23 protein-coding genes are annotated in these 24267 nt (G+C 69.5%); 12 read left to right on the top strand and 11 right to left on the bottom strand.

Features of this window, described 5'->3' with window-relative positions; translation table 11 throughout:
- The first annotated feature begins 176 nt into the window (after positions 1-176).
- The 3 genes from NR810_RS45935 to NR810_RS45925 are packed head-to-tail and all read left to right on the top strand — an operon-like array spanning position 177 to position 2440.
- Positions 177-776 carry a DUF3304 domain-containing protein gene (locus tag NR810_RS45935; RefSeq protein ID WP_257462026.1) on the top strand — a complete coding sequence of 200 codons (600 nt, stop codon included), beginning with the start codon at positions 177-179 and terminating at the stop codon, positions 774-776.
- The gene (locus tag NR810_RS45930) at positions 766-1458 is read left to right on the top strand and encodes a T6SS phospholipase effector Tle1-like catalytic domain-containing protein (protein WP_257462025.1); all 693 of its coding nucleotides are present in this window, start codon (positions 766-768) and stop codon (positions 1456-1458) included. The genes NR810_RS45935 and NR810_RS45930 overlap by 11 nt, the downstream gene beginning before the upstream one ends.
- Positions 1424-2440 carry a DUF2235 domain-containing protein gene (locus tag NR810_RS45925; protein ID WP_257462023.1) on the top strand — a complete coding sequence of 339 codons (1017 nt, stop codon included), beginning with the start codon at positions 1424-1426 and terminating at the stop codon, positions 2438-2440. Before NR810_RS45930 ends, NR810_RS45925 begins: the two co-directional genes overlap by 35 nt.
- 46 nt (positions 2441-2486) lie before the next feature.
- Here the strand turns inward: NR810_RS45925 and fdhD are convergent, their stop codons facing one another.
- The 3 genes from fdhD to NR810_RS45910 form a co-directional block, all read right to left on the bottom strand.
- Positions 2487-3371 carry a formate dehydrogenase accessory sulfurtransferase FdhD gene (gene fdhD, locus NR810_RS45920; protein ID WP_306819067.1) on the bottom strand — a complete coding sequence of 295 codons (885 nt, stop codon included), beginning with the start codon at positions 3369-3371 and terminating at the stop codon, positions 2487-2489.
- Between the two features lie 70 nt (positions 3372-3441).
- A complete protein-coding gene (gene mobB, locus NR810_RS45915) occupies positions 3442-3951 on the bottom strand; it encodes a molybdopterin-guanine dinucleotide biosynthesis protein B (protein WP_257462020.1) in 510 nt (169 codons plus the stop codon).
- Positions 3951-5192 (bottom strand): molybdopterin molybdotransferase MoeA, encoded by a 1242-nt coding sequence (locus NR810_RS45910; RefSeq protein ID WP_257462019.1) that lies wholly within the window; start codon positions 5190-5192, stop codon positions 3951-3953. Before NR810_RS45910 ends, mobB begins: the two co-directional genes overlap by 1 nt.
- Positions 5193-5280: 88 nt before the next feature.
- On the opposite strand from NR810_RS45910, the gene mobA reads away from it, so the two are divergent.
- From mobA to NR810_RS45890, 4 genes are all read left to right on the top strand, one after another.
- Positions 5281-5907, top strand: coding sequence for a molybdenum cofactor guanylyltransferase (gene mobA, locus NR810_RS45905; RefSeq protein ID WP_257462018.1), 627 nt, complete (start codon positions 5281-5283; stop codon positions 5905-5907).
- A 90-nt stretch (positions 5908-5997) separates the two neighbouring features.
- Positions 5998-8391, top strand: coding sequence for a hypothetical protein (locus NR810_RS45900; RefSeq protein ID WP_257462017.1), 2394 nt, complete (start codon positions 5998-6000; stop codon positions 8389-8391).
- Between the two features lie 153 nt (positions 8392-8544).
- Positions 8545-9084 carry a hypothetical protein gene (locus tag NR810_RS45895; RefSeq protein ID WP_257462016.1) on the top strand — a complete coding sequence of 180 codons (540 nt, stop codon included), beginning with the start codon at positions 8545-8547 and terminating at the stop codon, positions 9082-9084.
- Between the two features lie 126 nt (positions 9085-9210).
- Entirely contained in the window at positions 9211-9993 is a 783-nt protein-coding gene (locus NR810_RS45890) for an SDR family NAD(P)-dependent oxidoreductase (RefSeq protein WP_257462014.1), read from the top strand.
- Between the two features lie 100 nt (positions 9994-10093).
- Here the strand turns inward: NR810_RS45890 and NR810_RS45885 are convergent, their stop codons facing one another.
- Together NR810_RS45885 and NR810_RS45880 are read right to left on the bottom strand one after the other, a co-directional pair.
- Positions 10094-11155: a hypothetical protein gene (locus NR810_RS45885; protein ID WP_257462012.1), complete on the bottom strand. Its 1062-nt coding sequence runs from the start codon at positions 11153-11155 to the stop codon at positions 10094-10096.
- A gap of 95 nt (positions 11156-11250) precedes the next feature.
- Positions 11251-12360 (bottom strand): esterase/lipase family protein, encoded by a 1110-nt coding sequence (locus NR810_RS45880; protein ID WP_257462010.1) that lies wholly within the window; start codon positions 12358-12360, stop codon positions 11251-11253.
- A 434-nt stretch (positions 12361-12794) separates the two neighbouring features.
- On the opposite strand from NR810_RS45880, the gene NR810_RS45875 reads away from it, so the two are divergent.
- Both NR810_RS45875 and NR810_RS45870 read left to right on the top strand, forming a co-directional pair.
- Positions 12795-13310: a hypothetical protein gene (locus NR810_RS45875; RefSeq protein ID WP_257462008.1), complete on the top strand. Its 516-nt coding sequence runs from the start codon at positions 12795-12797 to the stop codon at positions 13308-13310.
- 125 nt (positions 13311-13435) lie between these two features.
- Positions 13436-14749 (top strand): monooxygenase, encoded by a 1314-nt coding sequence (locus NR810_RS45870; RefSeq protein ID WP_257462006.1) that lies wholly within the window; start codon positions 13436-13438, stop codon positions 14747-14749.
- A gap of 15 nt (positions 14750-14764) precedes the next feature.
- Here NR810_RS45870 and NR810_RS45865 read toward each other — a convergent pair whose 3' ends face one another.
- From NR810_RS45865 to NR810_RS45855, 3 genes are all read right to left on the bottom strand, one after another.
- Positions 14765-15577 carry an ankyrin repeat domain-containing protein gene (locus tag NR810_RS45865; protein WP_257462005.1) on the bottom strand — a complete coding sequence of 271 codons (813 nt, stop codon included), beginning with the start codon at positions 15575-15577 and terminating at the stop codon, positions 14765-14767.
- Positions 15578-15664: 87 nt separating this feature from the next.
- Positions 15665-16324: a hypothetical protein gene (locus tag NR810_RS45860; RefSeq protein ID WP_257462003.1), complete on the bottom strand. Its 660-nt coding sequence runs from the start codon at positions 16322-16324 to the stop codon at positions 15665-15667.
- A gap of 163 nt (positions 16325-16487) precedes the next feature.
- Positions 16488-18377, bottom strand: a complete 1890-nt coding sequence (locus tag NR810_RS45855) for a serine/threonine-protein kinase (RefSeq protein ID WP_257462002.1) — start codon at positions 18375-18377, stop codon at positions 16488-16490.
- Between the two features lie 215 nt (positions 18378-18592).
- On the opposite strand from NR810_RS45855, the gene NR810_RS45850 reads away from it, so the two are divergent.
- Positions 18593-19375: an SDR family NAD(P)-dependent oxidoreductase gene (locus NR810_RS45850; protein ID WP_257462001.1), complete on the top strand. Its 783-nt coding sequence runs from the start codon at positions 18593-18595 to the stop codon at positions 19373-19375.
- Between the two features lie 60 nt (positions 19376-19435).
- On the opposite strand, the gene NR810_RS45845 is transcribed toward NR810_RS45850, so the two are convergent.
- Positions 19436-21049, bottom strand: a complete 1614-nt coding sequence (locus NR810_RS45845) for an FAD-binding oxidoreductase (protein ID WP_257462000.1) — start codon at positions 21047-21049, stop codon at positions 19436-19438.
- 298 nt (positions 21050-21347) lie between these two features.
- Between NR810_RS45845 and NR810_RS45840 the strand changes: the two genes are divergently transcribed.
- Both NR810_RS45840 and NR810_RS45835 read left to right on the top strand, forming a co-directional pair.
- Positions 21348-21620: a hypothetical protein gene (locus NR810_RS45840; RefSeq protein WP_257461998.1), complete on the top strand. Its 273-nt coding sequence runs from the start codon at positions 21348-21350 to the stop codon at positions 21618-21620.
- A 90-nt stretch (positions 21621-21710) separates the two neighbouring features.
- Complete coding sequence (locus tag NR810_RS45835) at positions 21711-22184, top strand: hypothetical protein (protein WP_257461996.1); 474 nt, start codon at positions 21711-21713, stop codon at positions 22182-22184.
- A 59-nt stretch (positions 22185-22243) separates the two neighbouring features.
- Here NR810_RS45835 and nrfD read toward each other — a convergent pair whose 3' ends face one another.
- Together nrfD and NR810_RS45825 are read right to left on the bottom strand one after the other, a co-directional pair.
- Positions 22244-23473 (bottom strand): NrfD/PsrC family molybdoenzyme membrane anchor subunit, encoded by a 1230-nt coding sequence (nrfD, locus tag NR810_RS45830; protein ID WP_257461994.1) that lies wholly within the window; start codon positions 23471-23473, stop codon positions 22244-22246.
- Positions 23470-24267 carry a 4Fe-4S dicluster domain-containing protein gene (locus NR810_RS45825; protein ID WP_257461992.1) on the bottom strand — a complete coding sequence of 266 codons (798 nt, stop codon included), beginning with the start codon at positions 24265-24267 and terminating at the stop codon, positions 23470-23472. Before NR810_RS45825 ends, nrfD begins: the two co-directional genes overlap by 4 nt.

Here is a 24267-nt window from a genome sequence, read left to right as displayed (position 1 = left end):
CCCGGGTTGACTCCGTGTATGCCCCCTCTCCCTCTGGGAGAGGGCTGGGGTGAGGGTCTACCCATCCCTGTGAACGGGTTCACACGCCATCCGGAGCCCGAGTGCTAGTGAAAAGCCCCTGGACGGGGGATGGGGTCCAATCAGCGTCAGCGCCTTTGCACCGCAACGGAGGGTTCATGAGGAGTGAGTTCGCGGGCTGTCAGCAAGCCCGATGGGTACCGCGTGCGGCGCATGTGGGGTTGGTGGTGGGAGGGCTGCTGCTGGTTCTGAGCGGCTGTAAGCAACCCAATGAACCCAACGCTGGAGCGAAGCCGGGCGGAACTCCCGGGCAGATCAACGAAACACCTCGACTGGACAAGAGGGTCTCGTTGACGCTCATCGGCTTCAACTACACCGATCTGTACATCGACAGCTTCTCGGTGAACGGACAGGGTGGGGGAAACCTCTATGTCAGTTCCCCGACTTCCGGTGGAGGAGGAAGCGTGTGCTGTGTCGGCTTCTCACCGAGCAGCAAGCTGCCACTGCAAGTGAAGGTCAGGTGGACGCGCGATCGGCGGCGCTGGTGCGAGAAGGAGGTGCTGATCACGGACCCCGTGCCAGCCTCGCCCGAATACCTCGCGGTGCACTTCTTTCCCGATGGACGCATCGAGGGCGAAATCACAGAGGAGTACCCAGAGGTGAAGCTCAAACTGCGAAGCGTGGATGACGGTAAGCGCAAGGCGTCGGGGAACAACGTGGCGGATGAGCAGACGGCGAGGTGCCAGGATGGCTACTAAAAAGTTTGCGGCTCGGAAGCATCCAGCCCTGAAACAGTCTCAGGAGGCGCTGCGCCGCTCGGCGGAACTCGCGGACGTGACCACCCAGGGGACCGCGTCTGTGCCCGTCGTGTCGGGTGAGAACGCCAATGTCCCCTCCAGGGCCACACGCTCCACGGGTCCGCAGGACCTCTGGCTCACCTTCTTCTTTGACGGTACCGGCAACAACCTGGATGCGGATCAGGGAAACAACGAGCACAGCAATGTGGCACGGTTGTACTTGGCGCATCAACGAGAAGACCCGTCGAACGGGATATTCCGTATCTACATCCCCGGCATCGGCACGCTCTTCAAGGAGATCGGCGATCCCGGAGGGGGAATCATCGGTCCTGGCTTCGGCGGACGGGGCGAGGCGCGTCTGCAGTGGGCGATGAAACGGCTGGAGACGCACGTCAAGAAGGCGGACAGCAAGGTTCGCGTCCATGTTGCGCTGTTCGGCTTCTCGCGCGGGGCCACGTTGGCACGCGCCTTCGCGTTGCGGATCGCCGCACGCTGCAAGAAGAAGGATTGGGTCTATCACTTCATGCCGGGAGGCCAGCCCATCAGCGTGTACTTCATGGGGCTGTTCGACACCGTGGCCTCGGTCGGCATGGCGATGAGCGCGAACAATGGTGGGGCCATCGGCGCACTCCAGTGTCCTTGAGGGATTCTTCTATCCGGACAACTGCTTCGAGATCGTCCTTCCCGGAGTCCACTCGGACGTGGGCGGAGGCTACCGCCAGGGCGAAGGAGCGCGAAGCTCGATGCTGAGCCTCATCCCGCTGAGGATGATGCATGACACGGCGAGCATGGCGGGAGTCCCCCTGGTCCAGAAATTCAGCACGGAGCAACAACTGAAAGACTTCGGGCTGGACGCGGACGGCTCGAAGCGCTTCGGGACGCTCCTGGCTCGGTTCAATCACTACATGAAGGCGGTGGACTGCGCGAGCGACGCTGGGTTGGGGCGCAAGGTCCTGGCCCACATGAAGCTCTACTATCGATGGCGGTTCTACAAGATTGCCCGTGACCTGAAGGCGCGTCTGGCTGGGCGCCTCACGCAAGATGAGCGCAGGCTGCGCGCTTCCGAACCTCGCTGGGCCGCGGAGAAGAAGCAGCAGGCCGCCCGCATGGAGGCGCTGAAGAGCGAGGAGATGAAACACCGGGCAGCGGCGGGAATGTTCACGGGTCCCGGTATGGGTCCGGCGATGCTTCTCAAGAGCCAGGCCGACAGCATGGCGGAGTTCCTCAAGCTCGCGGAGCAGAAGAAGGACGAGTATCTCGCGGTCAAGTCCATCCACGACACCATCCCGAGCTCGGATGGGTCGTTGGCGAAGAATCTGAGCCTCTACGATGACCAGCTCATGGCGGATGCCTGCATGCTCAAGCTCCTGTCCAAGGTCAGGAAGCTTCGCCCGCATTATCGAGCGCTACTCGAGGCTTTCGAGGACGAGTTCGACCACGGCAAGGGGTTGCGCGACGAGAAGATCATCGGATTCTTCGATGACTATGTTCATGACTCGCTGGCCGGATTCGCCGGTGACGCGACGCTGCCTTCCGACCCTCGTGTCATCTATCGCGGAGGGGACAGCAAGATGCGTTACGCCGTGAATCAGTCCGCGAAGACCTCGGTCTCCGAGCTCGCCTGAGCGCCCCCGGTCTGGGCAGGGCTGCTGGCGTCCTTCTCCGTCAAACTCACTCCGCGCGGATGCGCTCGGGGTGACTGTACACATTGAATCGCCCATCACGGACGAAGGTCGCCAGCGTGATACCCGCCCGCTCCGCCAGGTCGATGGCGAGCGAGCTTGCCGCGGACACACTGGCCACCACGGGGCAGCGCGCCATGGCGGCCTTCTGGATGATCTCGAAGCTGACGCGGCCGCTGACCACGAGCACGGTGGGCCTCGTTTCCGCCGGCCGTGAGGCCCGCGCCGAGCGCAGCCCGTGTTCGAGCACCATCGCCCCCACGACCTTGTCCACGGCGTTGTGGCGGCCCACGTCCTCGAACGCCGCGAGCACCTGGCCTTCCACATCGAGCGCCGCCGCGGCATGCACTCCGCCGGTGTGCGCGAAGTTGGGCTGCACGGTGCGCAGGCGCTCGGTGGCGCGGGCGAGCACCGGAGCGGGAATCTCCGGGCCTGGCGGCACGGGGCTGCACGCGACCATCAGGTCGTCCACGCTGCGCCGGCCGCAGACTCCGCACGCCGCGGTGGTGAGCGTGCCTCGTTTCGTCGTGCCCACCTTCTCCAGGTCGATGACCAGTCCGGGCGCCGGCGTCACCTCGACGGTGTTGCCGTAGCCTTCCTCTCCGGGCCTGCCGCAGTGGGCGAGGCCTCCGAGGTCCTCGGCGCAGTGGATGAGGCCCTCGGCGAAGAGGAAGCCCACCACGAGGAATCGGTCCGCCCCCGGAGTGCGCATGGTCACGGCCACGGTGTCTCCGCTGATGCGGATGTCCAATGGCTCCTCGATGGCCACCGTGTCCGGCTCGGCGGCCGCGAGCGGCTCGTCCGGAGTGTGGCGCAGCACGGGGCGCCGGGTGACTCCAGCGGGGAGCGGGGGATGGCGTTTTTCCTCGGTCATCGCGCGGGTACGGGGGGGAAGACCCTCACCCTGTCCCTCTCCCAGAGGGAGAGGGGTGATGGGCACGGGTTCAATTCGTTGTTCGCAGGCTCCCGTCTCGGAGGCACTGCTGGATGAAGGTCGCGATGTCTTGCACCGCATCCGGGGAGAAGCGTTTCGTTCCCTCGGGCACGGGGGCGTCGCCCACCACGGCGAGCACGTCCTGGCGCTCCGCCGCGAGCAGCGGCCCGAGCCCCTCTCGCCACACCTCGAGCTTGGGCAGCGGCCCCTGCTTCCACCCCTCCACGAGCACCAGATCCACCTTGTCGGCGAAGCGCGCCAGCAGGGACAGCACGGGCTCCGCGGGCTCGGGAAAGGTGAGCTGCACTCCCGCGGGGGTGGCAAAGGCGACGAACGCGGCTCCGGAGGCCGCGTGGCGCTCGGTGTCACTGCCCTCGGGGTGGAGCGGGTGCGAGTGGGACGAGTGCTTCACCACGCCCACGCGCAGGCCGCGCTGGCGCAGCTCGGGCACGAGCCTCGCCAGGAGCGTCGTCTTCCCCGAGCCGGACCAGCCGACGATGGCGAGCGCGGGTGGATGCATCACGGCTCCACGGGCAGGTAGCGCGGGTGGTCGAAGCGTTCGAAGTCCACCGTGTCGCCTGGGCCGAAGTCGGCGCGGCCCGGAGGCAGGACGGCGTAGCCCTCGGCGCCGATGTTCTGGAGCATGTGCCCTCCGCCCTGCTGGCGCAGCCGGGTCCACACCTGTCCATCCTCACGGAACTCCAGGGTGGCGCTGATGAGGTAGGTGAGCCCGGCCTGCTTGTCCCGCCTGTCATCGAGTCGGACGCGCAGGCGCTGGCGCTCCTCGGTGACGCCCTGGTGCCGCAGCAGCAGCGGCCGGGCGAGCTGATCGAAGGCCACGGTGGCCGCGCCCGGTGTGCCAGGGAGCACGACGACGGCGGTGGTGCCGAGCCTCGCCACGGCCACGGGCTTGCCGGGTTTGATGGCCACGCCATCCACGAGGAAGGTGGCGCCCATCCCGGCGAGCACGCGCTTCACCCGGTCCTTGTCTCCCACCGAGGCGCCTCCTGTGGTGACGAGCACGTCGGCGCCGCCGGCCAGCCGCTCCAGGGCCGCGCGCAGCTCCCGGTCCTCATCTCGGGCGCGCTCGAGCGCGACGACACGGGCCCCGGCCTCGCGGGCCATGGCGCCGACGAGCACGAGGTTGCTCTCGTACACCTGGTGGGGGAGGGCGGGAGTGCCAGGAGGGACGAGCTCATCCCCGGTGGCGAGCACGGCGACGCGCGGCGGCGGACGCACGAGGACGTGCGTGTCACCCAGCGAGGCGAGCAGGCCGAGCACGGAGGACTCGAGGCGCTGTCCGGCGCGCAGCAGGGGCGTGCCGGCGAGGAGGTCCTCGCCCACGGGGCGGATGTCCTTGCCGGGCGGGACGGCGACGCAGATGTCGACGAGGCCCTCACCGGGGACAACGGTGGCCTCCTGCCGGACGACAGCGTTGGCGCCTTCGGGCAGCGGCGCGCCGGTGAAGATGCGCGAGGCCTCGCCGGGCCGCACGGTGCGCGAGGGCAGGTGGCCGGCGTAGATGGCGTCGACGACGCGCAGGCGCGCGGGGCGGTCGCGGTTGGAGCCGGAGGTCTCCTCGGCGCGGACGGCATAGCCATCCATGGCGGACACGGGGCAGCCGGGGAGCGAGCGCGAGGCGACGACCTCCCGGGCGAGGAAGCGGCCGAGGGCTTCCAGGAGGGGCACGGACTCGGGGGGCGCGGGTTGGAGCGCGTCGAGGGCGGCCTTCCGGGCCAGGGGGAGTGGGATGAGGGACATAGAAGGAGGCGTCGTCGGGAGCCGGGGCAGAAGGTAGCCTCCCTCGGCGGGTAGCGCACGGGGAGACCCGGGGTCGAGGAGTCCTGGCGTGAGCGATAGGGAACGAAGCGGGGCGGAGTACGCGGACGTGACGCTGGCGGTGATCGCTGGCGGACGGGGCGAGCGGCTGGGCGGGGTGGCCAAGGGCCTGCTGGAGGTGGAGGGGCGGCCGGTGCTGGCGAGGCTGTTGGACCTGGGGCGGCTGTTCGGGGACGTGCTGCTGGTGGCGAACGACCCGGGACCCTACGCGCGCTTCGGGGTGCGGACGGTGGAGGACGTGGTTCGCGGGCGGGGCGCTCCGGGAGGGGTGCAGGCGGCGCTGGTGGGCGCGAGGACGGAGTGGGTGCTGGCGGTGGCGTGTGACATGCCCTTCGTGGCGGATGCGGCGGTGCGGGTGCTGCTGGGCGAGCGGGGCCCCGAGGTGGACGCGGTGTGCTTCACGGTGGAGGGCCGGGTGGAGCCGTTGCTGGCGGTGTACCGGCGCGGCCTGGCGGGCCCCTGGGGCGAGGTGCTGCGCGCGGAGGAGCCCTCCCTGCGCCACCTGCTCTCCCGCTGCCGGGCGAAGCCGCTCCCCGAGGCCGCACTGCGCGTCGTGGACGCGGGCGCACGCTCGGTGGTGAGCGTGAATACACCGGAGGACCTCGCCCGCTACCTGGCCCGGCTCCCTCCCGCCTAGGCCATGCCTTGCCGGGACGCGTCAGGCACGGGACACTGCCGGTGAATCGACGTGCCGCCCGGTACGGGTGTCCAGCAGGTGGAGCTTCAAATGGGTGATGGTTCGAAGGTGCGCGCGCCGCGAGTTCTCGGAGTCTTCTTCGCCGCGGTGGTGCTGTTGTTCTCGGTGGAGACCTGGGCGCAGGGGGCCGGCAAGGGCGGGACGCTCGTCTTCCGCGGGCTAGACGAGCAGCCGCTCCGGCTGCAGCTCGACTCCGCCCAGCTCGATCACAAGCTCATCATCGACGAGACGGGCAACGTCCAGGTCGACAGGGCCCAGCTGCTCGTCACCGACTTCAAGGACGAGTCGGGGGTGACGGCCTACCCCGTGCAGGTCATGGCGGCGGATGGCAGCAAGGAGCTCGAGGAGTTCTCCCTCGCGCCGATGAAGTCCCAGGCCGTCCGGCTCGTGACGGACATCGTCACCCCGGGCACCTACACGGCCACGCTCACGCTCGTCTATGGCGGAGCCCCTCATGCCACCACGCAGCTCGTGGTCACCCGCCCGCGGCCGGCGCTCAATGTCGAGCTCGACGAGGTGGTGGCGCGCGGTGACGCCGATGTCCGCGAGTACCGCAGCTCGGCCGTGGTCGACCTCGTCCTGCGTGAGAAGGAGGGCCGGCCCGTCAAGCTCTACCCCCCGACGTTGGCGAAGCTGACCCTCAAGAGTGGCTCGGCTCCCGTCGTGTTCCAGACCTCGGCCCGGGTGGAGCTCGCGGGCGCCGGGGACACGCAGGGCGATGGGCCCTCGCTGCTGCTCGACCGGCGGCAGACGAAGCCGCTGCGGCTCGTGCTCTCCGAGCTGAGCGGGGCGGGCCAGTACGAAGGCACCCTGCGCATCGCCTCGGCGGATGCTCCGCCCGTGGAGAAGACCTTCACGCTCTACCTGCGGGAGAGCTCCTGGGTCGCGCTCGTGCTCATCGCGCTCGGAGTCATCATCTCCTTCGTCATCCGCGTGTACCTGACGAAGGAGCGCCCGCGGATGGTGCTCCAGCACCGCGTGCTGGGACTGGCCCAGGCGCTGGAGGCGATGAAGACGTCCACCGAGGGGGATGCCCACGGGCGTGAGCTGGCCCAGGCCCTCCAGCAGCTCGTCTCCGTGGCCTCCCAGGGGCTGTCGGCCTTCACGGTGAACGTCACCGCCGAGCAGGTGGAGCTGCTCGAGCGCAAGGTGTCCTGTGCCCGCAACTGGCTGCGGCTGCGGCGCTCCGTCGAGGAGATGCAGCCGGAGAGCCTGCGGAGCGCACCGCTGGCGAAGCTCGGGGAGGTGGAGCGGCTGCTGCGCAACCCGGGTACCACCGGGGCCCAGCTGGAGACGGCCGAGGCCACGCTGGCGGGCCTCCCCTCGGAGATGGAGGCGGCGATGCGCCAGCACCTCACCGGGCGGCTCGAGGAGTTCCACAAGGAGTTGAACGCGACGATGGCGACGAGGGACCCCTTCGCCGCGACGACCCGGAAGCTGGAGCAGCGGGTGAAGCCGTCGCTGGAGCAGGCGAGCGCCCTGGTGACGAAGGATCTGCGCGCGGCCTTCACGGCGTTCGATGAGGCGCGGGCCGCCCTGGCCTCGCTCCTCGCGGACGAGCTGAGCGCGTCGCTGGCGGGGCCGGCTCCGGGTTTCCTCTCCGCGACCGAGTGGAGCGAGCTCAAGGTGCAGGTGGAGCTCCTGCTGTCGCCGCTGCGGCAGCTGCTGGCGCCCTCGGCGGAGGCGGCGGTGGGGGCCTACGAGAATGGCCTGTCGTTCTACCTGCGCACCGTCGGGCGGGCGCTGTACGACGCGGCGGGCAAGCAGCTCCAGGCCCTGGGCGAGGGGCAGACGCAGCAGAAGGAGCGGGTGGAGCGCGCCCGGACGGGGGCGGAGAGCAGCCTGAGGCTGCTCGGGGAGCGGAATCTCTCCGAGTCCCTGCGCGTGCTGGGCGAGGCCCGGAAGGACTTCGTGGCCTCGACCGTCTCGTCCACGGGCTTGAGGATGGGGGGCACCCAGCCGGCACCGGCGCCGGCCCAGGCGCAGCCGCTTCAGGGCCCGAGTCTGATTCCCGAGTGGCTGGTGGACTCCGTGTCGCTGCGCCTGCCGCAGCTCGAGGGACGGGCTCCGGCCGAGGGCCTGGCGATGCTGGAGAAGTGGCTCCGCTTCGCGGACGGAATCATCCTGGTCCTCATGCTGGCGGTGGCCTCCGTCGCGGGCCTCAAGGTGCTCTGGCAGGACAATCCGACGTGGGGCGGCATGAACGACCGGCTCATCGCCCTGCTGTGGGGCTTCGGCGTCCACCAGATCTCCTACTTCGCCGGCATCGGCGGAGTGCTCGAGCGCATCCTCAAGGCCACGCCCATGCCCGCGGTCTCCTCGGGTCTGGCGGCCCCGCCCGTCCAGGAGACGCCCCCCGTGCCCGCTCCCGCTCCCGCGTCCGTGCCGCCTCCCCTGCCAGGGGGTCAGCCTCCGGTGAGGTGAGGCCCTCCGCTCGGGCTGCGAGGCAACGTCCCGGACGTGGTGGAAAAAGGGGGCTCCTCGCGGAGTCCGGAGGTGGTTACCGGTGGTGGCGAGGTGCACCCTTGCTGGTAGAGGCCGCTGACAGGCGTGGCGGTCCTGCACAGGGGGTGCACCATGCCGACGAAGAGCTCACATGTGACGATCGACCATGACGAGATCCGCGAATGGGCGGAGGCTCGCTGTGGACGGCCGTCGATGGTGACGGGAACGGGGGGCGAGGGCCAGGCGGGCATCCTGCGGATCGACTTCCCGGGCTATGGGGGACGGGGGACACTGGAGCCCATCTCCTGGGAGGAGTTCTTCGCGAAGTTCGAGGAGAGCAACCTGGCGCTCGTGTACTCGGCGCATGCGCACGGCCACCGGAGCAACTTCAACAAGCTCATCGCGCGCGAATCGGTGGACCTGGAGACGGGCGAGAAGGTGGGGCCGTCACGCCATCGCCGGAAGCAGGCCGAGCAGGCGGCGACGAAGGCCGCCACGCCGCGCCGGACGACCCGGAGCACCCCTCCGGCACTCGGCGAGCGCCGGGCACCTCGGAGCGCGGCGGCGCGCACGGTGCTCGAGACGAAGGGGCGGAGCTCGCAGCGGGGTGGCGCGAGGCAGGACCCCGCAAGGCGCGGCCCGAGCCGGGGGACCCGCTCTCGGAGCCGGTAGCCCACGCGTTCCGCTCCGGGTGCAATCGCCCGGTGCTCCATTTCGAGGGAAAGAAAGCTCGGCAACTCGGGTAAGGTGGCACCACCCCAGTTTCCCCCGCTGGTGGCGGAGGGTCATACCGTCTCAATGACTCGATTGAAGGACAAGGTGGCCCTCGTGACGGGGGCGGCATCGGGTATTGGTCGTGCCACCGCGCTGCTGTTCGCCCACGAGGGCGCGCGGGTGGTCGTCACCGACATCTCTCCCTCGGGCGAGCAGGTGGCGCAGGAGATCCGCGCCTCCGGTGGCCAGGCCCTCTTCTCCGTGCATGACGTGACGGACGAGGTCACCTGGCAGATGGTGATGGCGCGCACGCTCGACATCTACGGCCGGCTGGACGTGCTGGTGAACAACGCCGGAATCGCCATCTCCCGCTCGGTGGCGGAGATGAGCATGGCCGAGTGGCGCGAGCAGATGGCGGTGAACCTGGACAGCACCTTCCTGGGCACCAAGTACGCGGTGCGCACCATGCGTCTGGGCCAGCGCGGCGGCTCCATCGTCAACGTCGCCTCGGTGTCGGGGCTCGTGGGCAGCCCGGGCACCAGCGCGTACTCGGCCAGCAAGGGTGGGGTGCGCATGCTGAGCAAGGCGGTGGCCATGGAGTGCGCGCCGGACGGCATCCGCGTCAACTGCGTCTTCCCCGGAGGCGTGCGCACGCCCATCTGGCACAACGCGGACTGGTGGGATGGCTTCGTCCAGCAGGTGGGCAGCGAGGACGAGGCCTGGAAGAAGCTCGAGGCCGCCTCGCCCCTGGGCCGCATGGGCGAGCCCGAGGACATCGCCGAGGCCATCCTCTATCTGGCCTCGGACGCCTCGCGCTACGTCACCGGCGCCGAGCTCGTCGTGGACGGCGGCTACACCGCGCGCTGAGCCGCGCCTCGCACGACCCCGGCTCGCCGGGCGCGCTTCACGCGAACTGGTCCGACCATCGGACCAGTTGGTGAAAACCGCGCCCGGAGGGTCTCTCCTCTCAGTTGCGGCCCCACTGCCGGGGGCGGGTGTAGCGGAAGAAGCCGCTCTCCTCCTCCTGGGCGATGGTCTCCGCGTCGGTGGAGAAGTAGCGCGCGCGCAGCTCCTGGAGCCTCGACTCCAGCTCGGGCCCCGAGTGCTGCTGGGCCAGCAGCTCGCGCTCGGACATGTACTGCGAGCCCACCTCCCAGCGGGCGTCGCGCTGTTGGTCGAGCGCGTCCCAGCGCTTCAGCGCTTCCTCGTCCAGACCCATCTCCTCGCGGATGGAGCGCAGGCTCCGCGCGCGCTGGTCGGGCGGCATCGCCCCGAGGTCCTTCTGCACCGAGCCCAGGTCCAGGAAGTGGTTCATCAGCTCCTGCTGGTGCGCCTGCATGTACGCCTGCGTCCCCTCACCGTAGGCCTTGGCGAGGCTCTCCTTGTACTTCGCCATCCGGTCCTGGACGGTGGCGTTGGGGAGCGCGTCGATGGTGGTGAGCGCGTCGGCCACGGCCTGGTTGCGCAGCTCGGCGGCCCAGATCTTCTCCGCCACCTCCTTGCCGAAGAGCTGGTGGCGCTCCTCCCAGACGGCGGCGCGGCGCTCGGCGGCGGGCTTGTCCTGCAACTCGGAGCGGTGCTCCTTCATCCACTTCTCGTAGTCGAGCCGCTGGCGCAGCCGCAGGGCCAGCTCGTCATACAGCTCGGGGAAGGCCAGCTTGATGACGGCCAGCAGGTCCGCCTCCCAGCCCGTGGGGTTGAGCTGCTGGAAGTGGCGCATGAGCTGCTCCAGCATCCGCATCTGCGTATGCGGGTCGTGGATGCGGGCGCCGTAGCGCGAGCGCAGGTACGAGACCAGGTCCCCGCCCGGCGGCTCCGCGGCGCTCCCCAGTGCGTCGCCCGCGATGGCGGGGGGGCCCCGGTTCCTGGCCGCGAGGGCCTGGGCGCCGGGTGCCGTCGCCGCGGAGGCGCGCGCCGGGTCCGTTTCCGGTGACGCGCCTTCCTCGGGATGCGTCTTGAAGACGAGCAGGGCGGAGCCGGCGAGGAGCAGCACGGCTGCCAGCAGCAGGGGAGCCTTCCGTCGGTTCATGGGCGACGTCATGTGGGGGAGGGGGCGGAAGCGGGGAGGAGGCCGGCCCCGGAAGACCCTCGCGCGCACGAGGGTCCTCCGGGGGGAGTCGTGCGTCAGTCGTAGGTGGCGATGTAGTCGAAGATGGCGGCGTAGAACTCCGGCTCGTCGAAGGTGTCCGGGCCCACGCCCACCACGTCCAGGTGGTCCTGGTTGATGACACTCGAGGTGGAGGTCATCTGCGCCGAGGTGGGCGCGTTGATGTTGCCCAGGTAGGGGATGTTGGCGTCGTTGGTGACGGAGTCGAAGCCGAAGGTGGACTCGGAGTACTTCAGCCGGTAGCCCATCTGCTGCGAGTTGATGCCCACCAGGCCGTCGTCATCGGACTCGTTGGCGTAGCCGTCGCCCTTGCCCGCGGCGCCGTCGTTGTCGCAGTCGTCCGTGCAGTAGCCGTCGCCGTCGATGTCGTAGAAGAACTCGCTCACCAGGTAGAGCGCGGGGTTCACGCTGCTGCCGTTCTGCGCGGTGATGAGGGACACGTAGCGGGAGGCGTAGCGCGAGTCGATGGGGTTGTTGACGTTGAAGGCCTTGGCGCCGGTCGTCACCCCGTCGGTGGAGCTGTAGTCGTTGTAGACGAGCTGCTTGGCGGCGGCGTAGCCGTCGTTGCCGGAGCCGTAGACGATGTCACCGTAGATCTCCGCCAGGGCGGCGATGACGCTGGAGACGCCGGGCTTGAGGTCCAGGATGTACTTGGCCACCGGCGAGCCGCGGTGGGGCGAGGACACGCTGACGAGCACGGACACCACGGTGTAGCCCTTGCGGTTGTAGAGCTCCCTGGCCGCCTTGCGCGCGTCCAGGCCGCCCTGCGAGTGGCCGATGAGGTTCACGCGCGTGGCGCCCGTGCTGGCCATGTAGCCCTCGATGTCGTTGGCCAGGTCCAGGCCACGCGCCTCGGACGTCTGGAAGGGCTGCACCTGGCCCACGAAGCTCTTCTGGCCGCTGTCGATGTCCTCGTTGCAGGGCGTCTCGAAGAGGCTGCAGGTGTCGCCGACGAACATGCCGTAGTCGTCGCCCCAGTAGTCGTAGCCGAGGATGTTGTCGAAGCCGGCCATGCCGTGGGCGAACACCACGGGATAGGTGGTCTTCGCCGCGCCAGCATGCGCGGCGGGGGCCAGTCCGAGGGTGCCAGCGCAGAGCGCCAGCACGAGCGGGTGGAGCTTCTTCATGGAGACTCCTGTGTCCCTGCCGGGAGGCCCCGGTCAGGGCATGGGGGGTATGAGGTGCAGCGGGTGTTTCGGGGAGTCAGGGGGCGTCGGGCCGCCTCCGGACTCACGTGCACCCGAGCAAGGCCCGCGCCAGACCCCACGCGTTGGAATTCCCAGGACGACGCGTCGCGTCACGTCCGCGAAAGTGGAGCATTGATGCACCAGTCAATCTCACGCCGTGAGGAGGTGAGAAGGCTGGAAACCGTCAAAAGCGCAGTGAGTCCCAGGGGTTATGGGCCCACCCGAGGACTGTCCTGAAAAGAGACAGCGGGTGCTCCCTTCGTGGACAGTGACCCGGGGCGGGAGTGGGGAGTGGATGAGATGATCCTGCCGTCGGGGCGCGAGCCCCTGTACTGTGAGGGGCGCGGGTTCCGGAGGGGAACGTGGCGATCAGGATGAGACTCGACACGATGGCGGGGGAGACATTCCTGCGCCTGGATGGGGCGGCACGGCAGGAGGAGGCTCCGCGGCTGGCGCTGGTGACGCGTGGGGAGGAGCTCGCGCGGCTGCTGGAGGGCGCGATGGCGTTCTCCTTCTCGCACGAGGTGCCGGAGCGTCCCGAGGAGGACGAGGTGGTGGAGCGCTTCCTGCGTGACTGCGCGGAGTACGGGGACGTGCCCGGGCTGCCCGAGCCGCTGCGCGAGGAGATGGCGGAGCACTTCGGCAAGTTGCTGGAGTCGCTGTGGGGGCTGGACTGGCTGGTGTTCGGTGATGCACGCGAGACGACGCTCCCGGGCGAGATGCCGCTGCGAGGCCGGGCGGTGACGCTGTGCCTGGCGCGCTACGACAGCCCCTCGGTGGAGATGGACGCGCGGCTGCGCCGGTACATGGCGAGCTTCAAGGAGGCGGTGTCGCGCATCCAGGGGCGCTCGGGCTCCAGCGAGGGCGGCGCGGGCGGCTTGCTTCACTGAGCGTGCTCGCTCCGCGTCACTGGCTCGCGGGCTGTCGTCCACTTCTGGTGATTCTCGCCACATGAGGAGGGTTGGGAGGGACGTGCGCGGAGAGAATGCACGCTCCCCCAAGGAGGAGTCTCCGCATGCGTCGAGTCATTGGAGCTGGTGCGCTCCTGGTCGCGGCCGCCGTCCTCTCTTCGTGTGATGAGCCGAAGGACCCCACGCCCCAGCCGGTACCGGCCACGTGGCACAAGAACGTGGGACCGCTGATTCAACAGAAGTGCGGGAGCTGCCACGTGGAAGGAGGCATCGCGCCCTTCGCGCTCCAGACGTACGCGCAGGCCCAGGCGCAGCGCGACGCCATCAAGGCCTCGGTGCAGTCGGGCCACATGCCGCCCTGGCCTCCGTCGAGGGAGTGCGCGCAGTACCTGGATGACCGCTCGCTGGGCAGCGAGGAGGTGGCGCTCATCACCCGCTGGGCGGACGAGGGCGGCCCCGAGGGCAACCCGGCCGACGCACCGAGGAATCCCCGGCCGCAGCCGGGCGGAGGGCTGTCACGCGTGGACGCCACGCTGTCGATGCCGGTCGAGTACACGCCCCAGCAGAGCCCGGACGACTACCGCTGCTTCCTCATCGACTGGCCGTACGGCGACCAGCGCTACGTCACCGGCTTCCGCGCCAACCCGGGCAACGCGAGCATCGTCCACCACGTCATCGCGTACCTGGCCGAGCCCAACCAGGTGGCCGCGGCCCAGGCGCTCGACGACAACGAGCCGGGGCCGGGCTACACCTGCTTCGGCGGACCGGGCCTGAATGGAGGGCAGATGGCGTGGCTCGGCTCGTGGGCGCCGGGCAGCCTGGGCATGGACTACCCGGCGGGCACTGGCATGCGCGTGGCGGCCGGCTCCAAGGTCATCCTCCAGGTGCACTACAACACGGGCCACGGTCTGCACGGTGGGCAGGCCGGTCCGGATCGCACCTCGGTCTCCATGAAGGTGGACACGGCGGTGGACAAGGTGGCCTTCGTGCAGCCCTGGGCCAACATCGATTGGGTGCTCAAGAAGACCATGAACATCCCCGCGGGCCAGGCGGACGTCGTCCACGCGTGGGGAGCGGACCCGACGTCCGTGCTCGACCAGCTCACGGGGGGCGTCTTCGAGAAGGGCAAGCCCATCACCGTGCACAACGTCGCCCTGCACATGCACACGCTGGGCACGCGCACGCGGATGGAGATCCGCCGCGGCGCGGGTGGAAGCGAGTGCCTGCTCGACATTCCCCGGTGGGATTTCCACTGGCAGGGCTCCTATGCCCTCACCCAGTCGAAGGTGGTGAACCCGGGTGACTCCATCCACCTCGAGTGCCACTGGGACAACAGCACTCCGGGTGCCCGGGAGGTCAACTGGGGCGAGGGCACCGGGGACGAGATGTGCCTCGGGCTCTTCTACATGACGCAGTGACGCGGGCGCTGGCGCTCAGTTCCGGCCGCCACCGGGCCGGTCCTCGCCCACGGGCCCGAAGAGCTGAAGGAGGCCCGGCTTGCCATGCTTGCGCGCCAGTGACAGGGCGGAGCTGGCGTGCGCGTTCTGGCGGAGGGGATCCGCCCCGGCCCGAAGCAGCAGGTGGAGGCAGTCCTCGTCTCCCCGCCGGGCCGCCAGCATCAACGGCGTGGTGCCCTCGGTGGTCTGCGGATCCACCTGGGCCCCGGCCGTGAGGAGCAACTGCACCAGCAGCGGGTGCCGCCGGTCCGCCGCGTAGTGCAGCGGGTGCCAGCCGGAGTCGTTCCGGTCCTCGAGGGGCAGGACGGTGGAGCTGCGCGCCTCCAGGTTGGCGCCCCGGCGCAGCAACTCCTCGGCCAGCGCGGCGTGGCCTCCGAGGACGGCGCAGGTGAGGGGTGTCTTTCCGTCGGTGCCGCCGTACTCGAGCGCCGCGCCCGCCTCGTCCAACAGGAAGCACGCCACCTCGATGTGGCCGGTGCCCGCCGCGTGCCGCAGCGCCTCGCCGCGCTCGTCCTCCCCCGCCAGGGGCACGAGGACACGCGCCGCCTCGGTGCGGCCCTGCTCGGCCGCCAGCATCAGCGCGGTGGTGCCCCGGATGTCCTTCACGGAGGGGTTCGCGCCGCGTGCCAGCAGCAGGCGGAGCAGGGGCGCATCTCCCCGCCAGGCGGCCCACATCAGCGCCGTCATACCCAGGGTATCTCCCCGGGCGATGGCCCGCGGATTCTTCTCCAACAGGGCCTCCACCGTGGCGATGTCTCCGCGGCGCACGGCGTCGAACAGGTCGGCCATGAAGTATCCTCCAGGGTGGGGTGACCCGTGGTGTCGGGTCGCAGTCTACGCTGGCCGGAGGGATGGGACAGCCCGGATGCGCGGTGCTCAGCGGGACTGGAGGTGCTTCACGTAGAGGGACTCGAGCGACTGGAAGTAGCCGCGCTCCTCCCACATGGCGGCGGCGAGGCGCTCGGCGAGCGAGGCCACTTCCTGGTCCTCGTCCTGCTTGGGCGTGCGGGGAGCGCCGTTCCAGTTCTCGAGGGCCTTGGAGAGCTCGTCGACGAGCAGCCGGCTGCCGTCGAAGAGGCGGCGCAGGATCTGGTTGACGGGGCGCGCGTCCAGCTCCTTGCAGGCGGCGTCGATGGCGGAGTGGACGCGGCGCGCGGTGTCCTCGGTGGCGAGGTTGAGCGCGTCGAGGTCACCCCGCTCGAGCGCGTGCTGAAGCAGATAGCCGTGGTGCAGGGAGATGGAGGCCATGTCCACGCAGTCCTTCACCCACAGGGCGGTGGCCAGACGCCTGTAGGCCTTGCGCCAGGCGAGCCGCAGCGAGAAGAGGGCCGCCTTGCTGGCGAACTGTTGGAGACGGCTGCCCTGACGCGGGTAGAGGCCGGCGAGCACCGTCACGGTGCGATCCGGCGCGGAGAGGGCGCGCTCGCGGAGGATTGCGCGCACCATCTGCTCGCGAACGCGGCGCAGCGCGTACTCATCGAGGAAGGGAACGGGGATGAGGGGGGTGAGGCCGGAGACCACGGCGTGAAAGGCCACGCGCTGCACGCGCGGGGGCACGGCCGACGGAGAGGAAGGTGATGCCTGGGAGGACATAGGTTGTCGGCGGGGAGTTAGCACGGACGGGTGGGGAGCCGTGAGACTCGTTCACCCTCCGAGAAATCGGGATGTCACGCCTCGGGCATTTCCCTCCTGGTTCGGGCTACGGCGTGCCCGGGGCCGTCAGTGCGCGGCACACGACGCGGTACTGCCGGTGCAGCTCCAGGGACAGCGGATCCAGGATGAGGGCGCGCTCGTAGGCGTCACGGGCCTGGGCGAGCAACCCCACTTCCTGGTGCGCGCGGGCGGTGGCGAGGTGCACGCGCAGGGGCCCCTCCGCGTAGGGGCGGTGGGCGAGGAAGTCGCGCCGCAGCTCCTCCAACTGGGTGAGGGTGAGCCCCGCCGAGAGACAGCGCGCCACGCCGTGGAAGTTGCCCCGCTCGGCGTCGTAGCTGGCCCGGCGCCGGGGCTCCCCGAGTGTCTCGGCGGCCTTGTGGATGCGCTCGAGCACCGTGTCCACCCGGGTGCGCAGGGTGGCGGAGATGGTGCGCTCGCGCAGCCGCCCCAGTGCATGCAGGGCCCGGCGCGCGCGCAACCGCACCTCCTCGCAGCCCGTGTCCGGCGGCAGCGCGAGGAAGACATAGAGGTCCTCGGTGCTGCGCGCGTGGTAGGGGGCGAGCATCCGCTCCGCCTCGGCGTCCGCGGCCGGGTCGGTGGGCGGGCGCAGGGTGCTCAGCGGCTGCCCCAGCAGCAGGTGCGCCACCGCGGCCTTGAAGGTGACGGAGGGCTCCACGAACTGTACGCCGAAACCCGGAGCCATGCCCCAGGCGCGGGCCTCCTCGGGGTGCACGTGCCGCACCACCTCGGCGGTGCATGTCATCTCCCCGTCCGGATGCTCCAGGCCCACCGTGAGCCGCGAGAGCAGCGGAGGCAGGGGCTGCCCGGAGCACAGGAACAGGCCCCCGCGCGTGAGCTCCGTGCAGGTGAGCTGCTCGGGGGTGATGCCGGGCCCCCGCGTCACGAGCACGGGGAGGGCGAGCGCCGGACGCGGCCCGAGGGCCTCCATGGGTGGAGGCGTCCGGGTAGGGCCCGCCGGGGAGCGCGCCATGTCGAGCGCCACCTGGAGCGCGCCGCGCATCGTCGAGGCGTTCTGGAAGCGCTCCTCGGGACTCTTGGCGAGCGCGCGCAGGATGACGCTGGAGAGGGCGGGAGGCACTTCGGGGCGGAGCGAGGTGGGTGAGGGAGGCTGCCGGGTCTGGTGGGCGAGCAGCAGCGCGGTGAGGGACTTCTCGACGAAGGGCAGGCGGCCGGTGAGGAGCTGGTAGGCGATGACACCCAGGGCGTAGAGGTCGGCGCGCCCGTCCACGGAGTCACCGCGCGACTGCTCCGGGGCCATGTAGTCCACCGAGCCGATGAGGGCGCCCTCGCCGGTGTCGGGGCCGCGGTGCTCCTCGTCGAGCAGCTTGGCGATGCCGAAGTCGAGCACCTTGACGAAGGCGGGCCCGTGGCCGCGCTGGAGGAGGAAGAGGTTCTCGGGCTTGAGATCTCTGTGGACGATGCCGCGCGCGTGCGTGGCGTGGAGGGCGTCGCACACCTGGGAGAGCAGGGCGACGGCGACGGGGGCGGGCACGGGCCCGCGAGCGAGCAGCGCGGAGAGGGGCTCGCCCTCCAGGTACTCCATGACGAGGTAGGGCCGGGGCGGCGCGGGCTGGATGTCGATGATGTTGACGATGTTCTCGTGGCCGATGAGGTTGACGGCGCGCGCCTCCATGTGGAAGCGGCGCAGCACCTGGGGCGAGCTGGCCAGCCGGCCGTGGAGCACCTTGATGGCCACGCGGCTGCCGATGTCCACGTGCTGGCCGAGGTAGACGGAGCCCATGCCACCCTGGCCCAGCTTGCGCGTCAGCTGGAAGCTGCCGAGACACGTCCCCAGCAGCGCATCCGCGTCTGGCTCGCGGATGCGAGTGGAAGGTTCGAGCGTCTCGCGGGTCTCCGCGAGCTCACCACGGCCTGCGTCTCCAGGCTTGAGGCTGAAGGCACTCGATGCGGACATGAAAGGCCCAATGGGCGAGGTGTCCCCCCCGGGAGCTCTCGACTCACGGTGGAGTTGAGCGATGGTGGACAGTTTGTCACGAACCGCTCGCGCGTGCTCGGGGGAGCGGACCCTTTTCCTGGTGGGGAGTCGTGGCCGCTACCGGGGGTCCACGAAGGAATGGGAGAGGGGCCGGGTATGTTCGCGGCCCACACACGAGGAACAGGGGGCGGAACATGAAGGGAATCGCGGGAAAGGTAGCGGTGGTGACGGGGGGGAGCTCGGGGATCGGGCTGGCGGCGGCGCGGGAGTTGGGGAAGGCGGGGGCGAAGGTGGCGCTGGTGGCGAGGACGCGGGAGCGGGGCGAGGCGGCGGAGCGGGCGTTGAGGGAGGAGGGGGTGGAGGCGCTCTACGTGCAGGCGGACATGGCGAAGGGCGAGGACATCAAGCGGATGGTGGAGACGGTGCTGGGGAAGTGGGACCGGCTGGACCTGGCGGTGAACAACGCGGCGTTGGGGGACATGCAGCTGGTGCCGCTGACGGAGCTGAGCGAGGAGGAGTTCGACCGGGTGATGGGGGTGGATCTGAGGGGCGTGTGGCTGTGCATGAAGTACGAGATACCGGCGATGGTGAAGGCGGGGGGAGGGGCGATCGTGAACGTGTCATCGGTGAACGGGCTGACGGGGACGGCGATGGGGTCGGCCTACGTGGCGGCGAAGCACGGGATGCACGGGCTGAGCAAGACGGCGGCGTTGGAGTTCGCGAAGGAGGGGGTGAGGGTGAACGTGGTGTGCCCCGGGGCGCACCGCACGCCGATGCTGGAGGGGGTATTCGAGAGGATTTCGCCTGGGGCGCCGGAGAAGGCGGAGACACAGTTCTACCTGCCGAGGATTCCGATGGGCCGGATTGGAAGGCCGGAGGAGGCGGGCAAGGCGATCGCGTGGCTGCTGTCGGAGGACGCGTCGTACGTGAATGGCTGTGTGATGACGGTGGACGGAGGGATGATGGCGGGCCTGTGAGCGACACGTCCATCCCCTCTCCCTCTCCCTCTGGGAGAGGGTCGGGGTGAGGGTCTTCCGTCAGGGCCCCACGAGGACACCCGGGTTGAGAATCCCCTGAGGATCCAGTGCCCCCTTCACGGCCTTCAGTGCGAGGGCGAAGGGTTCGGGGCGCTCGCGGTCGTACCAGGGGCGGTGTAATCGTCCCACGGAGTGGTGGTGGGTGATGGTGCCTCCGTGAGCCATCACGGCCTCGCTCGCCGCGTGCTTGAGCTCCAGCCACTGCTGCAACTCACCGCCGGGCTTCGCCGGGCCGATGAACGTGTAATAGGGCGCGGGCCCGTCCGGATAGACGTGAGTGAAGCGGCAACTCACCGAGCCACCGCCGCAGATGCGCTCCAAGGCACCGCGCATGGACTCCAGGATGGCACCGTGGAGGTCATCGAACCGGTCCCACGTGCACGCGGTCTCGAAGGTGTCGGCGATGACGCCGAGGCTCACCATGACGTTCTGCAGATACGGCGCCTCGATGAAGGCCGAGCGCCAGCTGTCGGCCGCACCACCGGCACGCGCCTGCGAGCCCGTCTCCTCGGAGCGATAGCGGGCTCCCTCCCGGCACTCGCCCCCGTGTGCGGCGGTGATGGCGAGCGCGCGCTCCATCTTCGCCTGCTGCGGATGATCGGCGGACTCGAAGGCGAGCACGAGCACACAGGAGCCATCACCCGTCACGCCATTGAGGAAGGACTCTCGCGCATCGAGGAGGCGGCAGTTGGAGGGATGGAGGCCGGACTGGGAGATCTCACGGACGGCGCGAGCGCCGGAGGTGAAGTCTGAGAAGTGGACACTGGCGCTGGCGCGGAAGCGGGGGCGGAGCTGGACGCGCACCCAGGCCTCGGTGATGACCCCGAGCGTGCCCTCGGAGCCGAGCACGAACCTGTCCGGAGCAGGGCCGGCGCCGGAGGCTGGGAGGCGGCGCGTTTCGTAGAGGCCGCGCGGGGTGAGCATGCGGGTGGACTGCACCAGGTCGTCGATGTGCGTGTAGAGCGTGGCGAAGTGACCCCCGGCGCGCGTGGCGATCCACCCGCCGAGGGTGGAGAACTCGAAGGACTGGGGGAAGTGGCGAAGGGTGAAGCCGTGGGAGGCGAGCTGCGCCTCGAGCACGGGGCCGGTGGCACCGGCCTGGATGCGAGCGGCGCGGGAGACGGGGTCCACCTCGACGACGCGGTCCATGGCGCGCATGTCGAGGGACACGGCGCCGCGGAAGCCGTCACCGATGGCGGCCTCGACGCCGCGCACGACGCTGGTGCCTCCGCCGAAGGGAATGAGGGCCACGCGGTGGTCGCCGCACCAGTCCATGATGGCGCGCACGTCCTCCTCGGTGCGGGGGCGGGCGACGAAGTCGGGAGCGGAGGAGAAGTCCCCGTGGAAGCCCCGCACGAGATCCCCATAGCCCTTGCCGTAGGTATGCGCGGCGCGGTCGGAATCCTCGGACGAGCAGAGCGCCGTCAACGCCTCGGGCGGAGCAATGCGGGGACGCGGGAGGCGCAGGGCGTCGGCAGCAGCGGGCTCACGGGGCTCCAGCGGGGGTGCACCGAGGAGCGCGGAGACCTGCTCCCCGAGGGCGCGGCGTGCCTCGGCATCGGGGAACTTGTCCGCGTAGCCCCAGCCCCAGATGCTCGTTGCGCGAGTGCTCATGGACGCGAGCCTACTCCGAGGCCGATGCCCTCGACCTCCTGGAGGTGCCGGCTCTGGGGGCGTCAGGGTACAATGCACCCAAACTCCTGGTGCCGAAGAGGGAGGGGGGTCATGCCGCTCTGGAGGGCTTTTTGTGGTGTCCTCATTCTCCTCGCCCATGCGTGTGGTCATGCCACTGGCGGCACTCGAGACACATCCACTCCTCGGCAGGCGGCACGTGTTTCATTCGACGAGCCCGAGGCTGGAGTTCGCATCAAAGGCGGGACCGTCAGCACGCGCATCAACATGCTGATTGCGAATGGGCAGTTCTTCGGGACTGCTCTCCAAGCCGCAGGTAGCGGAGAAGCTGCAGAAGATCTCACTGTTGAACACCCGGGTGGGGCAGCTTCAGGCCTCCCTCCAACGTGCGAAGGACTTCCCTTCGCAGCTCAAGGACTACACCCTGTTCGAGATCAAGCAGATGTTGGAGAAGAAGGATTTCAGCCTCGCGACGGAGGCCCAACTGAAGATGGTCAAGAAGCTGCTCGAGGATCCAGCGCGGGTCATGGAGAAGACGGGCACGGTGAGGTGAGCCATGTCGCACGTGGAGCTCGACGAGCTGGTCGCGAGATTCCGGGAGGCTCGGCGGGATGCCGAGGCCGATATGGGAAACCCTGACCAATTGAGGTCGCACAGGGAGCTGGCCGAGGCGTGCCCCGCGTTCACACAGAACCTCCTCTTCCTGGCCTGGCGGCTGCTGAAGTTCGAGGAGCCCGGGCGGGAACTCGAGGACAGGCTTTCCGAAATCCAGCGTCTGCTGGAGCTGGCCGTCCTGAGCTCGTACCGGAGTGCTCCCGCCGTCGTGGAGCTCGGCTACTTCCTCGACACCTACCGCAACGCTCCTCATGAGGCCGCCAGGCTCTATGAAGAGGCCGGCGCCAAGGCACTGGAGACGGTCAGGGACTCCTGGCGGGGGTTGATTCGCTACTGGAACGACGAGCGCACGAGGGAGACCCTGGAAAAGGCGCTGAAGCTCGGTGAGCTGGCGGAGAGATTGTTCCCGGACTACACGCCGCTCATGCTCGAGGTGCTCACGACGAAGCAGTACGCGACCCTTGATGGCCTCATCACGCCCGGGACATCATCAGAACGATGAAGAGGAGAGTGCTCCCTGGAGACGCATCTCGCCCACGAGAATCCGCCATCGAGTCCGGCTCAGGGCGAAGGACCCGAGGAAGGTTCTGGCTCCTGCTCCGACTCCTGATGCCACGCTGCCGATAGCCCCCTTCGAGGCAGCACCGGCTGTTCATGCAACACCGGCAGCGGGAACTTGAACGGCTTCCCGTCCGATGCGTGCGTGTGCCCCGTCACCTCCGCGGCGCCCATTCCCTGGCGCTGCGGCTGGAACGTGGCCTGTGGGTCGGCCGCCGATGCCTTGCCCGCGCGGAACACCGAGAAGCGTGTCAGCAGTGCCCCCGCCGAGCCCAGCAGTGCCCCCGCTACCTTCATCCACTTGCGCTGGCCCGGCCACACGCCCAGCGCCAGTGACGCCGCGGTGCACACCTTGGCCGCCTTCCACAGTGTCCCCGAGGGTCCGTGCTTCAGCGGCCGTTCGAGCACCTCCATTCGCGAGGCCTCGTGCTGCACCGCGACTCCGGCCAGCAACTCGCCCACCTTGCCCACCGAGCCGAACAGGTGGAGCACCCTCTCCTCTCTTCGCGGATGTGGCAGCAGCTCCAGGAGGCTCGCGGCGCCCGCCATCGCCGAGGACATGAACAGCAGTGGCAGCGACTTGCGCGTGGCCTGCCACACGGGCACCGCCGTGTTGGCGATGAGCACCGCCGTGTACCCGGCGAGCGGCAATCCCAGGAAGCCCGCCGCGATGGCCGCTCCCTCTCCCGCGCGCCCCAGCCAGCCGCGCCGGCCGGCGAACAGCAGGGACGCGGTGTTCATCGCCCCCGAGCCCACCAGCACCCAGGAGCCCACGCTCATGGGCGATGTGGGGCGGAACACCCGAAGCATGTTCAGGAAGCGCTCGGGCCGTCCCAGGTCGTAGATGAGCAGCCCCGAGCTCACGATGTCGCCCGCCGTGCCCACCCACCGGCACCGGCGCCCGAGTCCCTCCATCCGCTTCCCACCGAAGATATCCGCCGCCGCGCCCAGCACGCTCGCCGCGCCCGCCACACCGCCCACGTAGAAGTAGAGCGGGATGCTCCAGATCCACACGGGCTCCTTGATGGCTGGCTGCCCGTAGTAGCTCGGTGACTCCGCGTTCACGCCCGACTGCGAGGGCCGTGTCCGCAGCAGGTCGCGCGAGGGATTGGCCTCGTCGATGCCTCTCACCCGCTGCTGTGCGCCCTCTCCGGCCAGCACTCCCAGCCGCGAGTCGATGTTGCGCCCGTCCTGCCGCTTCTCCAGATCCTCGGGCCGGATGTCGTCACTCACCGCGCCACCTCGCGTCCCAGGAGCACCGCGCCAATGGCCACCACGGCCATGCCCAGCGCCCCCCACCCCATCGAGGTCCAGGCATCCTTCCCCTTCATCGTCGGCACCACCGGGTCCGGCGGGAGGTTGTAGACCTCGGGCTTGTCCACGAGCAGGAAGAACGCATTCAGCCCGCCAGTCCCTGGCTGGTTCTCCGCGTCCGCGCCGTACAGGTACGCCGCGTCCAATCCCTTGTCGTGCAGTTGCTCCACGCGCCGGTGGGCCCGCTCGCGCAATTCATCCACATCCCCGAACTGGATGGAGGCGGTGGGGCACGCCTTGGCGCAGGCGGGGGTCATGTCCTCGCCGAGCCGGTCGTAGCAGAGGGTGCACTTCCATGCGCGCCCGTCGTCCTGGCGCCGGTCGATGACGCCGAAGGGGCACGCCGTCACGCAGTAGCCGCAGCCGTTGCACACGTCCGGCTGCACGTACACGGTGTCGAACTCCGTGCGGATGATGGCGCCGGTGGGGCACGCCTCCAGGCACCCCGCGCGCTGGCAGTGCTTGCACACGTCCGAGGCCATCAGCCACGAGAAGGCCATCCCCGCGGTGTTCTGCGTGGGGCTCGGCACTGGACGCTCGACGAAGGCCACGTGCCGCCAGGTGGACGAGCCCAGGTGCCCCGAGTTGTCGTAGGACATGCCGGTGAACTGGAAGCCGTCATCCGGCAACTGGTTCCACTGTTTGCAGGCCACCTCGCAGGCCTTGCAGCCGATGCAGAGCGTGGTGTCGGTGAAGAAGCCCTTCTGTCCCAT

Source organism: Archangium lipolyticum, assembly GCF_024623785.1.
In the GTDB taxonomy this organism is placed as follows: Bacteria; Myxococcota; Myxococcia; order Myxococcales; family Myxococcaceae; genus Archangium; species Archangium lipolyticum.
The sequence above is the reverse complement of the archived record's forward strand: the minus strand, read 5'-3'. Positions and strand labels throughout refer to the sequence as shown.